The sequence below is a fragment of the Paraburkholderia denitrificans genome (assembly GCF_042655705.1).
GTDB classification, from domain to species: domain Bacteria; phylum Pseudomonadota; class Gammaproteobacteria; order Burkholderiales; family Burkholderiaceae; genus Paraburkholderia; species Paraburkholderia denitrificans.
On record NZ_JBHSMP010000011.1, the window covers coordinates 188808 to 204175 of the forward strand.

Genomic DNA, 15368 nt, shown 5'->3' on the forward strand with positions numbered 1-15368 from the left:
ATCGAGGTTCCAATGAAAACGACCTACCTCGCGCTACTCGTCACCACAGGTCTCGTCAGCGCATGCTCCGTTGTCCCCACCGGGCCGAGCGTGATGGCGCTGCCGGGTGCAGGCAAGACCTTCGACCAGTTCCGCGCCGATGACGCGCAGTGCCGCGCGTTCGCCTTCCAGCAGGTGGGCGGCCAAACGACGAATCAGGCTGCGACCAATACCGCCGTGGGCAGCGCGGCGGTCGGCACGGCACTCGGCGCGGCGGCCGGCGCCGCGTTTGGCGGCGGCCGCGGGGCGGCGGTCGGCGCGGGCGCGGGGCTGCTTACGGGCAGCGCCGTCGGCATGAGCAACGTCCAGGGGTCCTCCTTCGACATCCAGCGCCGCTTCGACTACGCGTACCTGCAATGCATGTACGCGAGCGGCAACCGCATCCCGGTTCAGGGCCGCATGATGACGACACCGATGCAGGGTGCGCCGCGCTACATGCCGCCTCCGCCTCCGGGCGGGTGGTAATGAGAGACCGTCTGCTTCGCGACCGCGTCTGAAATGCGCGCTCGCGAAGCGGCGTGCGCTCGCTACTTCACGATTGAATTCCGCGCGCTTATACAGTCATCTGAATTTTTGCGCACCAATCAAGAAGGGGCACCACGGGTGCCCCTTCAATCATGCATATTCCCGACGCTGCGAGTAATCAGACTACCGGATCGCGTTCCCCGCATCCGTGGACGGCTGCCATGAGACGTCGCGCGCCGTGCCCGTCTGCAAATCGTACATCGTCACCTGCAACTTGCCGCGCTTGACTTCGGGCTTCAATCCGCCAGGCGACCCGCGATCCTCGAGCAACGGCTGCAACACAGGAGCCAGCGATTTGAGTAGTTGCACCGACAACGCACTCGTGAACGTATAGCGCGCCGCATACGGCTCGTGCACCCACGCCGTGAGCGTGCCGTAGAACCGGTCGCCGATCACGAATACGAAAGTCGCGGTGCGGTTCACCTTGCGCGATTCGATAAGCCGCGCGCCCCGCGCATAAACGTTGAAGCGCTGATCGCCCGTGCCGGTCTTGCCGTACACCTCCAACGTGCGCCCGTCCTTGAAGGTCATGCCGTCGGCAAGGCGCCGCGCCGTGCCGCCTGCCACCACCGACGTCAGCAACTCGTGCACCACCTGCGTAATCTCCGGCGAGACGAGCGGTTGAGGCTTCGAATCGCCGTGCACGAAGCGCGTTTCGTAAGGCGTGCCGCGCGCGAAGTCGATAGACTCGAAGCTGTGCGTCGGCAGCTTCTGGCCGTCGCTCGCGATGAGGCCGATCAGGTTCGCGAGCGCCGCGGGCCGGTCGCCGGAAGCGCCAATCGCCGCGCCATACGAAGGCGTGATGTTCTCGAACGGGTAGCCGAGCGCGCGCCACGACTGGCCAATCGCATCGTAGGCGCGCAGTTCGATCATGTGGCGAATGCGCCGGTCCTGCGTCAAGTGGTATTTCGTTTTAAAGAGCCAGCGATACGTATAGAGGCGCACGTCCTTACTGTCCTTCTGAATCTGGTCGAGCGTCGCATCGGGATGCGCACGCAGATAATTCAGCAGCCACAGTTCAAGAGGATGCACACCCGCGATATAACCGCGATCGTTCAGATTGAAACGGTCGATTGCATATTTGTCGTATTCCTTCGCCAGATCCTCGTCGTCGAGCCACTGGAACTTCGTCCCCTTCAGTTGCGCGCGCATCTGGACGTCGAACCACGTCTGCGAGCCGTCCGGCACCACACTGCGCAGCACCGTCGCGATGCGCGCCGGACCTTTGCGCGTATGTTGCAACAGGATCGCCAGTTGATCGTCGGCGCTCTTGCCTTGATAGCGCGCGTAGAAGCGCTTCATATAGACCTGACTTTCGCCGTCGGCAAAGCGCGTGAGGTACGCGGTACGCACCTGCGGATTGTCGAGCCATTGCGGCGGTGGTCCCGAGGTCTGAATCATCTCGTAGCGGACGATATCGCGCATCAAACGCACGAACACGAGATTCACCGAATGCTGGAACGCGCGTTGCACCGTGAGGATCTGCGAGTTATCGCTCGAATCGAAGTTGTTGAAGCTCTGCGCGCCGCCGCCGGTATAGAACGTTTCGCCCGGATTCGCCGAGTATTTGCGCTCGACCGCCGCTTCGAGCATCGAATGCAGCGAGCGATCATCCGTCTTCGACAGATAGTCGAGCGCCCAGCGCGTCAACACATCGGACGGATCGGGCTGGATCGCGTGCAGCTCCTTCGCGGTAAGCGCGCCGTATTGCGCATGCAGGTCGCTCACGATCTGCAGGTACGTGATGAGCGTGCGCAGCTTGGCCGTCGAGCCGAGATTCATGCGCGCACCGGAATTGATGTCGAACGGCTGGTTCACGCTGTCCGTCTGCACGCGCACGAGGTTTTCGCCATTGCGCCGCTCGAAAAGCGTAAAGCTGTAGGCGATCTTCGACGGATCGTCGGCGGGCCTCAGCATCTCGAAGCCCACCAGCCCCGCCGCTCGCGCGCCATCCTTCGTCATGGCGTCGGCGAGGCGCCCGTTCACGGCCTGCTGCACGCTTTCGTCGAGCGTCGCGGTCGCGCTGACGTCGAGGCGGTCGAGATCGTAAAGCGTCTTCAGTCCGAGCGTCTGCATCAGTTGCGTGCGCAGCGACAGCACCGCCTTGCGCTCCAGATACGACGCGGCGACATGCTGCGGCTTCGTGCGGTCGAGCGTGAGCGTCGTGCCAAGCGCCGCGTCGCGCAGCGCGGGCGTGATGACGCCGCCGCTCGCGAGCAGGCGCAGATAACTATCGGTGAGCTTCGCGAGCGCGGGATTGTCGTGTACGAGGAAATAAGACGGCGCGCGCTGCGCGATCAGCAGCGAGAGCACCTGGCGGAAGGCGAGCGCCTGCTCGGCGAGAGTCGCCGACGACACCGGTTCGCGCAGGATGGCATTGACTTCGTGGAAGTCGCGGCCGTACCACGCGGCGAGGCCGTCGCCGATGCCGTTTACTTCACCGATGCCCGCCTTCGCCGAAAGCGGCACGGAATTCAGATAGCGGACCAGGATGCGTTGACGCGCAGCCATGGTCTGCGGGCCGTCGAGATACGCGCGCACCGAAGCCGACGCGATCTGCCGCAGCTTTTCGGGCGGCGTCGCGGTGCGGCCGCCATCCGAATGGCGGAATTTCTCGATCTGCGTGGCGAGCGTGCTGCCGCCCGGCGTCTGCTGATGCCGGTTCAGGACGCGCGCGCCCTGATCGACGAGCGCGCGGCTAAAACGGCCCCAGTCGATGGCCGGATTGCGATTCGGCTGATCTTCGGCGAGCAGGTATTTGTCTTCGATGAAGAGCAGCGAGTCGCGCACGAGCGGCGGCACGGCATTGAAATTCTCGTAGGCGCGCTGCGGATAGCGCGTATGAAACAGCATCGTGCCGTCGGCGTCGCGCAGCATGAGGCCGGCCTGATCCTTTTCTTCATACGGCACGAAGAGCCCTTCGTCCGCAAGCGCCATCATGCGCGCCGAATCGCGCGCCTGCGCTGCAACGGCAAAGCCGTGCGCCGTGAGCCGCCGCTCGAACGCGGGCAGCTCCGCGTAGCCGAGCCGCACGTCGTAAGGCCCATTCGTCGTGGGAAAACGGATGTTGTGGCTTGGGCCGCTTTCGACGGCGAAGCCGATGTCGCGCGTGAGTTCGGAGAGGTAATGCGCCTGCAGGCGCGAGGTGTCGATTTCGATCTGCACGATGCGCGCGATGATGACGATCGCTGCGAGCAACGTGACGACGAAGCCCCACTTGACCCACCGCCAAAGTGAGGCCACACCCACACCGAAGGTGCGAAATGGAAAGCGGATCGACGGGCGGTTCATACGTAGTCTCCCTGACGTCTCGCCAGATCACGGAACGGCACCTGATTTATAGTCTATCTCGCTATGTCGGAACGCGTACGGCCTTATGTGGGCCTCCAATCCGACAGTCGCAACGCCGCAACAGTCATACCCGCGCGACCCGCGCGGCCCCCAGACACGTCACGATGCCGACATAATGTACGGCCGCTGTATGGTCGACTATGCCCCGGCGCGGGCCACGCCGCGCGCGCCCCACAGGAGAAACATGAAGTATTCCGCCCTGCCGCTTGTCTTCACGCTCACGCTCGGCGCGTGCGCCTGGTTCCAGAGCAACCCGGATTCGGGCCAGCCGGTGATCGACACGACGACCCACCGGTCGGCCCACGACGTGATCGAGTGCCTGACCGCCCAGGCGGGACAGCACGGCGCGAGTTTTCGCACGCGTGCGCTGCCGCAGGGCGAAATGCTCGAATTCGGTGATTCGAACGTCATCAAGGTGCGCGCCGACCAGGGCGTCACCACCTACCGCTTCTACGCGGGTAAACGCCACGCGTCGAATCTCTGGATCGAGGGCGCCAGCAAGATCTGCGCCCCCTGATTCCGGCATCGGCAGATACCCTGGGCGGAATACGACTTACATACTTTTACGGACGTAACGTCGTGTAGCATCGCGACACATTTTGGCTGCCGGTCTTAAGAATCGTTTAAGTCTTGACCCGCATCATCGGCCGGACCAAATAACACCCAGCAGGAGGAACCCGTGAAGAGTTCTGATCCGATGACCCAGGAACGATTCAATCCGCAGCAGGCGGCCGTGAAGCCGGCAAAGCGCACGATCCTGCGACGGCTGCTGAGCCATCACGAACTCGCAACGCTGTTGCTGCTGCTGCACGCGCCCATCGACGCGTCCGCCAAACCCGAAATTCCGATGCTCCAGGAAGCCGGCCTCGTCGAGCAGGTGCCGAGCAGCGCTTCGGGCGCCGCGAAAATCCGGCTCACTTCGGCGGGCAACGCCGTGCTCCAGGGACTCGGTCTCGCACGCTGACGCCAGCGTAACCCGGCGCGAACCCGCGCGAACGGAAGCAAAACCGGCGGTGCGCATTGAGCGCACCGCCGGTTTTTTTACGCTCCTGAAATGGAAGCGTGCGTCACGGCGCGCCGGTTTCGACTACTCCCGCATCGTGCGCGAGGTCCATCAGCCGATAGCCGGTCCGATAGACGGGCTCCAACTGGAAGCCGTTCGGTTCGTCGATATCCAGCAGCACGCGCAGCCGCGATACGTGGCTGTCGATCGTGCGTGTGGGCGTACACAAGTCGCGTCCCCACACCATCGTGTAGATATGGCGACGCGACAGCACCCGCCCGACGTTCGCGAAGAAGAGCAACGCGAGCCGGTACTGCGTGCTCGAAAGCACAACCGGCTTGTCGCGAACGAAGACCATCTGGCGACGCGTGTCGAACCGGTATGGACCGGCAAGGAGTGTGATGTCGTTGTGGCGTTCCGGAAACGCACGCCGCAGCAGTGCGTTGACGCGCGCGCCGAACACCAGCGGACACACCGGCAGGCTCACGTAGTCGTCGGCGCCCGCGGCGAACGCGCGCACGATGCTGTCCTCCGAGGTGTCCTCGGACGCGAACAGTATCGGTATCTGGCTGCCGCCCGGCACACGCGCAGCCTTGAGCACCGCCTTGCGCACCGCAGGGGCCGAGAGCCGCGTGCCTTGCCAGTCGAGCACCAGCATGTCGAGCGTCGATGCAGCAAGCGCTTTGGAAAGAACGGGCCAATCGCTGAACGGCACACATGTGTGCCCGCTCTGAGCAAGCACACACGCGATTTGTCCGCGTTGCGCCTCGTTACGATGAAGGACCGCGATACGCATAAAAACCGCCTGTTCGATGAGGTGATTCGTCGACGGCATTCTGTGGATAACCGGGTCATTCGGCTATGAGAGCAATCCGATTTCGTGAGGAGGGTTTACCACGCTCTCGCGCCTGCGGGATTGAGCGCTCCGCAACGCTATGCGCAACGCATTGCATGCATGCATGCGTGCGTGCGACGCGTCGTACGCGTCGCAGCCGTTGCGGCGATACTTCACGCCGCACTGAAACATCGCGGCCAGGCCTCGCCCTAACATGGACGCATGACACACGCACCCATACCCCCGGCCCGCTTCACGCCCGCCCTCATCCGCATCGTCGCAACCGTGAGTGCGGGCTTCATCGTCACGCAACTCGACGTAACCATCGTCAACATCGCGCTCGCGCGGCTCGCCGCCGATCTGAACGCGAGCGTCGCGCGCCTGCAGTGGATCGTCGACGCCTACACGCTCGCCTTCGCCGTGCTGATGCTTTCGAGCGGCGTGCTCGGCGACCGTTACGGCGCACGCAGGATGTACGCGGCGGGCCTCGCTGTGTTCGCGCTCGCTTCGCTTGCGTGCGGTCTCGCGAGTGCGCCCGCTGCATTGATCGCCGCGCGCGCCGTCCAGGGCGCAGGCGCTGCCTTGATGTTGCCGAACTCGCTCGCGCTGCTCAACGACGCATGCCGCCACGATCGCGCGCTGCGAGCACGGGCCGTGGGCTTCTGGACTGCGGCGGGGGCGATCTCGATTGCGGCCGGTCCCGTCGCGGGCGGGCTGTTGATCGCAGCGTTCGGCTGGCGCAGCATTTTTCTTGTCAATCTGCCGCTGTGCGCGGCAGGACTCGCGGCAACGCTCGCCTGGGTTCCCGCGTCGCACCGCACCGCCAGCCACGGCACCCCCTGCAACCAGGCAGGCGAGCCACAACGGCCCGCTGTGCGCAGCCTCGACGTGCGCGGCCAGTTGCTCGCCATCGTCGCGCTCACGGCATTCACGGGCGCCGTGATCGAATGGCGTCCACTCGGCTTCGCGCACCCTGCCGTAATCGGCGGCTTCGTGCTGGCGCTCGTCGCGTTGTGCATGTTCGTCCGGTTCGAAACGCGCCTCGCCGATCCCATGCTGCCGCTCGCCATGCTGCGCCACCCGACATTCGGCGCAGCCGTGCTGTTCGGTGTCTGCGTGAACCTCACGTACTACGGCACGGTCTTCGTGCTCGCGCTCTATCTTCAGCACGCGCGCGGCGAATCGCCGTTACAGGCGGGCCTCGCGTTCATGCCGCTCACCGGCGGTTTTCTGCTTTCGAATATCGCGAGCGGTCACGCTGTTGCGCGCTACGGAGCGCGCTTGCCGATGATCGTGGGTGCGCTCGTCGCGGCGTCGGGCTATGCGCTGCTAAGCGTGATCGATGCGGCCACACCGCTCGCCGCCGTGCTCGCGCCGTGCCTGCTGATTCCGTTGGGAATGGGACTCGCCGTGCCTGCCATGACCACCGCCGTGCTCGCCTCAGTCGAACCGGCTCGCGCGGGCACGGCATCGGCGTTGCTCAACACGGCGCGGCAGGCGGGCGGCGCCGTGGGCGTCGCCGCATTCGGCGCGCTGAGCGGCACCGGCGCCGCAACCCAGGTGGTGGCGGGCCTGCACGCGGATACCGCCATCTCGACAGCGCTGTTACTCGCCGCAGCGGGGTTCGCGTGGTTCGTACGCCAGGACGCCGTTCCCGCGCCGGGACGCGCGCCTCGCGCAGCGCGGCTCGACGGCTCGCACTGAGTGCCGTGCATGCGTTGCACGCGCTGCACGGCGCCTGACTATCTGCCTGTTAAAGCGACGCTTCCTGAATCGTCCCGGTGGCGATCGCGCGTTCGATGAGCCCTTCGCTGCGTGCGCGCTGCACGGCGTGGGCAATCAAACGGTCCGGCTCTTCCAGCTCGACCTTCAGCGCGCCGATCAGGCCGGTCGCATCGAGTATCACCAGGGTCTTAGCCGAGTCCGCGTAGCTGATCAGCACACGATGCGTGCCGTCCTCGGCAAGACTCGCGCAGAGCTGCTCCGTCTTGCCGCCCACATTGAAATCGAAGTGCTGTATCACGGCATACTCCCTTTCCGCCCGGCGATTTCTGGCTTTAAATGCGCCGACTTTAAACGCGCTGGCTTTAAATGCGCCTGCCTTAACCGCGCCGCCCGCTGTGCGTCTCACGCATTGCGTCGATGGAGGCTCGCCCCGCGCCGGTCACCATCAGCAGCAGGAAACCGCCTGCAATCGCAATGTTCTTCCAGAAGTGAACGACCGCGTCCTGTTGCTGGGCGGCGTCGGTGATGTTCCAGAAATCGTGGCCGAAAACCGCCGTGGCAATGGTGTACACGGCCAGCAGAAAACCCACGGCCCGCGTGCGCACGCCGATCACGAGCGCGATGCCGCCGAGCAGTTCGACCGCCACGGCAACCGGCGCGGCGATCGTCGCGTAAGGAACACCCTTGGTGTGAAGGTAGCCCATGAAGCCCGCGTAACCGAGCAGCTTCATCGCGCCGCCCCACAGGAACAGGACAGCAAGCGCAATGCGGGCGATGAAGATGACAAGGGATTCAGCGGTTCGCGTCATGGCGTGCTCCGGTATGTAATGACGAAATGACCTCGCAGCCCGCGTACAGTTCCCGCGACGACACGCGTCAGCCACCGTCGCATTGCGACGGGAGCACAGCAGGCTTTGAAGCCACTGCCATCAGCATTGATTCGGATTACCTGGTATATGGCGCATTGCTTCGCGCCGTTTGACCGCTTCCCGACCTTTGAAGCACCGTACGGCGCACGCAACCCGCGCCCTGTCCACGCGCGGCACGCGATGCGGGTTCCCGCTGAATGGGCCAGTGCTGACACGCTCAATGCTTGTGACGCAGGCCGTGGCCGCGATGGGCATCGAGCCAGCGCGCGAGGCGCGCTTCAAGAATCCCCCGGCTGCGACGCGACACTGCCCACATGGCGGCGCACACCGCCAGCATCACGGCTGGACCCAGAAGATAAGCAGCTACGGTTTCCCTCATGGCACTCTCCTCGCCACGCCGCCGAACTTTGACATTTCATTTTAGGCGATCGCACGTTGGCGGATAAAGCGCGCTCCTGCTCTTCCGTCAACGTTGGCGCATGTATTGCGCAGGCCGCGATATCCGGCAGGGCGGGCCACACGCGCCGCACTTCGTTTATCCGTGGTGCATCCGGTGCATCTTACTCGCGTCGCCTGCGACGATGCGTCACAGCGTGAAATGTGGTCCGTAACCGTGAACGTCACACACACTGTGTAGTCTTGCGTGCCACCAGTCGGCGAATGCGGCGCGCTCTGAAGTTGTATCAAAAGCACGAACATTTGTTACATTTAAATTTTCCGATGTATTAATGTTGCATTGCGCATTTTTTACTTGCATTGTTAATACTCGAAAACGCCTGGTTGTCTTATCTCACCAACACTTCCCGTGCGAATAGTTGCATTCGCAATGAAATTCTCCCTGTAAGCCATATTTGACGGGCACGTGAGCCATGTCAGCGTTTGATGCGCGCCGTCGCAACGTTGTCATACAAGCAAACGTAAATATCAGAAAAACTTACCGAAATCATTGTTCCCAAACAATGATTTTTTTGTGACAGGGATTGATTTTCGGGATACCACCTCATACAATTCCGGCCAAGGTGTTACGAGTTGTAACACCTTGTATCAATTAGCCAGGCCCGCCGGGAAACAAAAAAGAGCGACGGTCGGCACAAACAGACCAGAAAGCACAACGACGGCAAAAGCCGTGGCGTTAATGATTCGGGGCTTCGGAAACTGAGAAATGGACCGCAGCAGCGAGACGCTGGATTCTATCCGCGAGATTAATTTGTCGTACCTGATGCTTGCGCAGCGCATGCTGCGCGAGGATAGGCCAGTCGGCATGTTCCGGCTGGGTCTGTCGTCGGAACTGGCCGAACTGCTTGCCGGGCTATCGCTCGCGCAGATCGTCAGGCTGGCTGCTTCCGACCAGCTCCTTTGCTTTTTCCGCTTTGACGATCACTCGATGCTGTCCGCGCTTACGCAGACGGCAAAGCATGCGGACGTGGCAACCACTCACGCAGCCATCCTGCTTGCAGGACAGCCGGCTGGGCAATTCGCCTGAGGAGCACGTCCATGACGCGGCGCAGCCTCACCGAAGACGCTCAGGAGGTATTTCGCGCAATCGCGCTGATCGAGCTGGGCGCGCGAATGCAAGTGCTCGAAAGCGAGCTGACCCTCTCGCGCGACCGCATGATCCGCCTCTATCGCGAGATCCGCGGCGTGTCGCCGCCGAAAGGAATGCTGCCGTTTTCGGCCGACTGGTACATGACGTGGCTGGCGAACATCCACGCTTCGCTGTTCTACAACACGTACCTGTTCCTCAAGAACGAAGCGCGTTGCTCGCATCTCGACGCGCTCACCAAGGGGTTCCGTCTGTATCTGGAACACTGCCGCCACAGCGAGACCGAGCCCGTGCTCGATCTCACGCGTGCGTGGACCCTGGTGCGGTTTTTCGATGCCGATATTCTGCAGTTGACGCCTTGCTGCCGTTGCGGCGGCAAATTCGTCGCGCACCGTCACGACCTTCAGCATAACGTCGTGTGCGGCGCATGCCAGCCGCCTTCGCGCGCGGGCAAGACGAAAAAGGCGGCTGCGGCGCGACGGGGCGCCACGCAGACCGAAAGCGACCACCCGGTTACATCGGGCGGCATCGCCGAGGCTGCTTGAGCGAGGAAACAAGATCCGGGCCCACCCGGACATAGGACCAAAACAAGACCAAGACGCGAAGCCGTCCGGTGCGTTCAACGCACCGGACGGTAAAGCGCTTTTTTCTTTTTTCCCTGCTGCGCGCGAACAGCTCAGCGCAAGGCGAGCGGTGCAGGCGCCGAAGCGCCGCCATCGCGCTGCGGATCGTCAGCCTTCATCCCATCCCAGCCGCCGCCCAGCGCGCGAATCAGATTGACTGTCGCAACCGCCTGCGAACCCTGTAGCTGGCTCGCCTGCAATTGCGCGACCAGCACCGAACGTTCGCTATCGATCACGTTCAGATAGCTCACCTCGCCTTCTTCATACTGCGTGCGCGACAGATGCGCCGAGCGCTGCGACGCGTCGACGGCATTGTCCTGCTCGCGAATCTGGTTTCTGAGCAGGCGCAGATCGGAGAGGTTGTCCTCGACTTCGCGGAACGCCACGAGCACCTGCTGGCGATACTGCGCGACGTCCTCGTCGTATTTCGCGCGCGACTGCGCGAGATTCGCCCGACGACGGCCGCCGTCGAAGAGCGGCACCGTGAGCGCCGTGCCCGCGAACGGCCCGAGCAGGAACGCACGGCTCGACCACATGAAGAGATCACCGAGCGACGCCGACTCGAAGCCAAACGCGCCGGTGATATCGAGTTTCGGGAAGAACGCCGACTTCGCGAGGCCCACGCGCGCGTTCGCAGCGGCCATTGCACGCTCCGCCGCCGCGATATCGGGACGGCGTTCGAGCAGCGTCGAAGGCAGGCCGGGCGGCACCTGCGCGGCAACGGGCGCAAGCGGCGTCTCGGGGAACGTGAAGTCCGCCGGCGCCTTGCCGAGCAGAATCGCAAGACCGTGTTCCGACGCTGCGCGCTGACGCGCGACACCTACTGCATCCGCACGCGCACTCGCGAGTTCGTTGCGCGCCTGAGCGACGTCGAGTTCGCTGATATCGCCTTCCTTGAACCGGCGTTCGACGAGCTTGAGCGCATCCTCACGCAGCACCACGGTGCGGCGGTACAGATCGACATTCGAGTCGAACTGGCGCAACTGGAAATAATTCTGCGCGACGTCGGCCTGCAACGTCAGCTGCACCGAGCGGAACAGCGCCTCGCTCTGCTCCGCATCGGCACGCGCAGCGTTGACGTTCGAACTCACGCGGCCAAACAGATCCGCCTCGTACGACGCCGTTCCTTGCGCGCGCCAGAGCGTTTGCGTCGGCACGTTGGTGTTCTGCGGCAGAGACTGCGAGGCGGGTGAAAGATGCTCGTAAGTCGGCCCGAATCCCGCGTCGAACGAAGGGAACCACGACGCGCGCGCCGCCCTCGTCACCGCACGCGCCTGCTGCACGCGCGCTGCGGCCGCCTTCAGATCCTGGTTCGCGGCCTGCGCCTGTTGTTCGAGCGCGTCCAGCGTCGGATCGCCGAAGATCGTCCACCACTGGCCGCGATGCGCGGCATCGGCAGGTTGCGCAGGCGTCCAGGTGCCGACATCGTGCGGGCCCGCGGGCGTCCGCTGGGCTTCCTTGAATGCGGCCGGAACGGCTGCATCGGGCACGCGATACGTCGGCTCGACCGAGCATGCCGCGAGCCACGCAAAGAGCGCGACGGACGCTGCGATCCGCGTGATGCGCCCCCACGCAACGCTATTTCCCGGCAAGCGGTCTTCAACGGAATAGTGAGTCATGTTTTTCTTCTCCTCAGGCATCGACCGTCGTGCGCGCACTGTCCTTCTGCGCAACGTGGATCTTGCCGCCCGCAATCGTGCGCAACACGACATAGAACACCGGCGTCAGCAAGAGACCAAACGCCGTCACGCCGAGCATGCCGAAGAACACCGCAATACCCATCGCGTGACGCATTTCCGAACCGGCGCCGGTCGACAGCACGAGCGGCACGACGCCCATGATGAATGCGATCGACGTCATCAGAATCGGCCGCAGACGCAACCGGCTCGCCTCGATGGCCGCCGAGAACGGCGTGTGGCCGTCGTGTTCGAGCTCACGCGCGAATTCGACAATCAGGATGGCGTTCTTCGAAGCCAGTCCCACCAGCACCATCAGCCCGATCTGCGTGAAGATGTTGTTGTCGCCCCGCGTGAGCCACACGCCGGTTAGCGCGCACAGCACGCTCATCGGCACAATCAGGATCACCGCGAGCGGCAGCGTCAGGCTCTCGTAGAGCGCGGCCAGCACGAGAAACACGAGCAACACGCTGATCGGAAATACCCACATTCCCGCGTTCCCCGCGAGAATCTGCTGGTAGGTGAGATCGGTCCATTCGAACTTCACGCCGTGCGGCAAGACCTCGGCCGCAATGCGTTCCGCCGCTGCCTGCGCCTCGCCCGACGAATAACCCGGGGCCGGGCCACCGTTGATGTCGGCGGCGGTGTAGCCGTTGTAGCGCACCACCATCTCAGGCCCGTAAGTGGGTGTCACCGCCACAAGCGACGAGAGCGGCACCATTTCGCCCGCGGCGTTGCGCGTCTTCAGCTGCAGGATGTCGTCGGCCCGCTGGCGAAACGGCGCATCCGCCTGCACGCGCACCTGGTACACGCGGCCGAAGCGGTTGAAGTCGTTCACGTAGAGCGAACCCAGATAAATCTGCATCGTGTTGAACACGTCCGTCACGGGTACGCCAAGCTGCTTCGCCTTCGTGCGGTCCAGATCGACGTTCAATTGCGGCACGTTGATCTGATAGCTCGAAAACGTCGGCCCGAGTTCGGGCGTCGTCGCCGCGCGCTTCATGAAGTCCTGCGTCGCGCGATCCAGCGCCGCGTAACCCACTGCGCCGCGGTCTTCCAGCTGCATCTTGAAGCCGCCGAGCGTACCGAGACCGAGCACCGGCGGCGGTGGAAACACGGCGATGAACGAGTCCTTGATCTGCGCGTACTGCTGGTTCAGCGCACCCGCAATCGCCCCGGCCGAAAGCGCCTTGCCGCCGCGCTCCTTGAACGGCTTGAGCGTGACGAACACGATGCCCGCGCTCGAACTGTTCGTGAAGCCGTTGACCGAAAGACCCGGGAATGCCACCGCGCTTTCGACACCAGGCTGCTTCAGCGCAATCGCGCTCATGTCGCGGATCACGTTTTCGGTGCGATCGAGCGATGCGCCGTTAGGCAGTTGCGCGAATGCGATCAGATACTCCTTGTCCTGGGCGGGAACGAAACCGCCAGGCACGATGCGCGCCATCAATACCGTTGCGCCAAGCAACACGGCATAGATCATCAGCATGGCGCCCTTGTGGTGCAGCACGCCGTGCACGCCGCGCCCATACGCCTCCGAGCCGCGATGAAACCCCTTGTTGAACCAGCGGAAAAAACCGCCGAACACGCGATTCATCGCGCGCGTGAGCCAGTCTTCCTTCGCGCCGTGACCGCGCAGCAGCAGCGCGGAAAGCGCGGGCGAAAGCGTCAGTGAATTGAAGGCCGAGATCACCGTCGAGATGGCGATGGTCATGGCGAACTGCTTGTAGAACTGCCCGGTGAGACCGCTCATGAACGCGAGCGGCACGAACACGGCGACGAGCGTAAGCGCGATGGCGATGATCGGCCCGCTCACTTCCTGCATGGCCTTGTAGGTCGCGTCGCGCGCGGAGAGGCCACTTGCGATGTTGCGCTCGACGTTCTCCACCACAACGATCGCATCGTCCACGACGATCCCGATGGCGAGCACCATGCCGAAGAGCGATAGCGCGTTGATCGAGAAGCCGAAGGCCAGCAGCAGCGAGAACGTCCCGACAATCGACACCGGTACGGCAATCAACGGAATGATCGACGCACGCCACGTCTGCAGGAACACGATCACCACGATCACGACAAGCACGATCGCTTCGAGCAGCGTATGCACGACCGCTTCGATGCTCGAACGCACGAACTGCGTCGGGTCATAGACGATGCGGTAGTCCACACCGGCAGGAAAATCCTGCTTGAGCTCCTTCATCGCCGCGCGCACCTGATCGGAAATCGCGAGCGAGTTCGCACCCGGCGCCTGGTTGATCGCAAGCGCGACGGCGGGCTTGTTGTCGAGCAAGGAACGCAGGCCGTATTCCGATGCCGCGAGTTCGATGCGCGCGATATCGCGCAGGTACGTCACGCCACCATCGGGATTCGTCTTGACGATGATGTTGCCGAATTCGCCTTCGGTACGCAGGCGACCGCGCGCATTCACGTTCAGTTGCAGCGGCGTGCCCGGCACGCTCGGCGATGCGCCGATCACACCCGCGGCCACCTGCACGTTCTGCTCGCGAATGGCGTTGACGACGTCGCTGGCCGTGAGATTGCGCTGCGCGACCTTCTGCGGATCGAGCCAGATACGCATGGCATAGTCGCCCGAACCCCACAACTGCACTTCGCCCACGCCCTGGATGCGCGCGAGGCGGTCCTTCACGTTGAGCAGCGCATAGTTGCGCAGATAGGTCATGTCGTACGCGTTATTCGGCGAGATCAGGTGCACGACCATCGTGAGCGTCGGCGAGCTTTTGATCGTCGTGACGCCGAGGCGCTGCACGTCCTCCGGCAAACGCGGCAGCGCCTGGTTGACGCGGTTCTGCACGAGCTGCGTGGCCTTGTCCGGGTCGGTTCCCAGACGGAACGTGACCGTGAGCGTGAGATTGCCGTCGCTGTTCGCCTGCGATTGCATGTACAACATGTTCTCGACGCCGTTGATCTGCTCTTCGAGCGGCGCGGCCACGGTTTCGGCAATCACCTTCGGGTTCGCGCCCGGATACTGCGCATGCACGACCACCGAAGGCGGCACGACCTCGGGGTATTCGGAGATCGGCAACTGGAACAGTGCGATCACACCGGCCAGCAGGATCACCACGGACAGCACGCCCGCGAAGATCGGCCGGTCGATGAAGAATTTCGATATGTTCATGGGTTGCTCGTTAAGTTAACGCTTGGTTCCACTAATCGGTTCAGGG

The 15368-nt window shown here is 63.5% G+C and carries 13 protein-coding genes; 6 read left to right on the plus strand and 7 right to left on the minus strand.

What is annotated here, in order from left to right; translation table 11 throughout:
* Positions 1-12 precede the first annotated feature (12 nt).
* Entirely contained in the window at positions 13-504 is a 492-nt protein-coding gene (locus tag ACFPTO_RS09070) for a YMGG-like glycine zipper-containing protein (protein ID WP_377710952.1), read from the plus strand.
* Between the two features lie 183 nt (positions 505-687).
* Here the strand turns inward: ACFPTO_RS09070 and ACFPTO_RS09075 are convergent, their stop codons facing one another.
* Positions 688-3855: a transglycosylase domain-containing protein gene (locus ACFPTO_RS09075; RefSeq protein WP_377710954.1), complete on the minus strand. Its 3168-nt coding sequence runs from the start codon at positions 3853-3855 to the stop codon at positions 688-690.
* A gap of 244 nt (positions 3856-4099) precedes the next feature.
* On the opposite strand from ACFPTO_RS09075, the gene ACFPTO_RS09080 reads away from it, so the two are divergent.
* On the plus strand, positions 4100-4432 hold the full coding sequence (locus ACFPTO_RS09080; protein WP_377710955.1) for a hypothetical protein: 333 nt from the start codon (positions 4100-4102) through the stop codon (positions 4430-4432).
* Positions 4433-4612: 180 nt separating this feature from the next.
* Positions 4613-4879, plus strand: coding sequence for a hypothetical protein (locus tag ACFPTO_RS09085; protein WP_296654143.1), 267 nt, complete (start codon positions 4613-4615; stop codon positions 4877-4879).
* A gap of 103 nt (positions 4880-4982) precedes the next feature.
* On the opposite strand, the gene ACFPTO_RS09090 is transcribed toward ACFPTO_RS09085, so the two are convergent.
* On the minus strand, positions 4983-5714 hold the full coding sequence (locus ACFPTO_RS09090; RefSeq protein ID WP_377710957.1) for a response regulator transcription factor: 732 nt from the start codon (positions 5712-5714) through the stop codon (positions 4983-4985).
* Positions 5715-5975: 261 nt separating this feature from the next.
* Here ACFPTO_RS09090 and ACFPTO_RS09095 point away from each other — a divergent pair, with 261 nt between their 5' ends.
* A complete protein-coding gene (locus tag ACFPTO_RS09095; RefSeq protein WP_377710959.1) occupies positions 5976-7457 on the plus strand; it encodes an MFS transporter in 1482 nt (493 codons plus the stop codon).
* A 49-nt stretch (positions 7458-7506) separates the two neighbouring features.
* Here the strand turns inward: ACFPTO_RS09095 and ACFPTO_RS09100 are convergent, their stop codons facing one another.
* The 3 genes from ACFPTO_RS09100 to ACFPTO_RS09110 form a co-directional block, all read right to left on the minus strand.
* Positions 7507-7776 (minus strand): hypothetical protein, encoded by a 270-nt coding sequence (locus tag ACFPTO_RS09100; protein ID WP_377711022.1) that lies wholly within the window; start codon positions 7774-7776, stop codon positions 7507-7509.
* 79 nt (positions 7777-7855) lie between these two features.
* Positions 7856-8287 carry a DoxX family protein gene (locus ACFPTO_RS09105; RefSeq protein WP_377710961.1) on the minus strand — a complete coding sequence of 144 codons (432 nt, stop codon included), beginning with the start codon at positions 8285-8287 and terminating at the stop codon, positions 7856-7858.
* Positions 8288-8564: 277 nt separating this feature from the next.
* Positions 8565-8726, minus strand: a complete 162-nt coding sequence (locus ACFPTO_RS09110; RefSeq protein ID WP_377710962.1) for a hypothetical protein — start codon at positions 8724-8726, stop codon at positions 8565-8567.
* A gap of 783 nt (positions 8727-9509) precedes the next feature.
* Here ACFPTO_RS09110 and flhD point away from each other — a divergent pair.
* Together flhD and flhC are read left to right on the plus strand one after the other, a co-directional pair.
* Positions 9510-9830 (plus strand): flagellar transcriptional regulator FlhD, encoded by a 321-nt coding sequence (flhD, locus tag ACFPTO_RS09115; protein ID WP_377710964.1) that lies wholly within the window; start codon positions 9510-9512, stop codon positions 9828-9830.
* 11 nt (positions 9831-9841) lie between these two features.
* Positions 9842-10435 (plus strand): flagellar transcriptional regulator FlhC, encoded by a 594-nt coding sequence (gene flhC / locus ACFPTO_RS09120; protein WP_296654091.1) that lies wholly within the window; start codon positions 9842-9844, stop codon positions 10433-10435.
* A gap of 131 nt (positions 10436-10566) precedes the next feature.
* On the opposite strand, the gene ACFPTO_RS09125 is transcribed toward flhC, so the two are convergent.
* A complete protein-coding gene (locus ACFPTO_RS09125; protein WP_377710966.1) occupies positions 10567-12132 on the minus strand; it encodes an efflux transporter outer membrane subunit in 1566 nt (521 codons plus the stop codon).
* 13 nt (positions 12133-12145) lie between these two features.
* Entirely contained in the window at positions 12146-15322 is a 3177-nt protein-coding gene (locus tag ACFPTO_RS09130) for an efflux RND transporter permease subunit (protein ID WP_377710968.1), read from the minus strand.
* Positions 15323-15368 lie beyond the last annotated feature (46 nt).

Bases quoted from the DNA above. Each gene is read 5' to 3' on its own strand.
- ACFPTO_RS09075 (WP_377710954.1), bottom strand. From the start codon at position 3,855: ATGAACCGCCCGTCGATCCGCTTTCCATTTCGCACCTTCGGTGTGGGT.
- ACFPTO_RS09105 (WP_377710961.1), bottom strand. From the start codon at position 8,287: ATGACGCGAACCGCTGAATCCCTTGTCATCTTCATCGCCCGCATTGCG.
- ACFPTO_RS09080 (WP_377710955.1), top strand. From the start codon at position 4,100: ATGAAGTATTCCGCCCTGCCGCTTGTCTTCACGCTCACGCTCGGCGCG.
- ACFPTO_RS09085 (WP_296654143.1), top strand. From the start codon at position 4,613: ATGACCCAGGAACGATTCAATCCGCAGCAGGCGGCCGTGAAGCCGGCA.
- ACFPTO_RS09125 (WP_377710966.1), bottom strand. From the start codon at position 12,132: ATGACTCACTATTCCGTTGAAGACCGCTTGCCGGGAAATAGCGTTGCG.
- ACFPTO_RS09090 (WP_377710957.1), bottom strand. From the start codon at position 5,714: ATGCGTATCGCGGTCCTTCATCGTAACGAGGCGCAACGCGGACAAATC.
- ACFPTO_RS09070 (WP_377710952.1), top strand. From the start codon at position 13: ATGAAAACGACCTACCTCGCGCTACTCGTCACCACAGGTCTCGTCAGC.
- ACFPTO_RS09110 (WP_377710962.1), bottom strand. From the start codon at position 8,726: ATGAGGGAAACCGTAGCTGCTTATCTTCTGGGTCCAGCCGTGATGCTG.
- flhC (WP_296654091.1), top strand. From the start codon at position 9,842: ATGACGCGGCGCAGCCTCACCGAAGACGCTCAGGAGGTATTTCGCGCA.
- ACFPTO_RS09130 (WP_377710968.1), bottom strand. From the start codon at position 15,322: ATGAACATATCGAAATTCTTCATCGACCGGCCGATCTTCGCGGGCGTG.
- flhD (WP_377710964.1), top strand. From the start codon at position 9,510: ATGGACCGCAGCAGCGAGACGCTGGATTCTATCCGCGAGATTAATTTG.
- ACFPTO_RS09095 (WP_377710959.1), top strand. From the start codon at position 5,976: ATGACACACGCACCCATACCCCCGGCCCGCTTCACGCCCGCCCTCATC.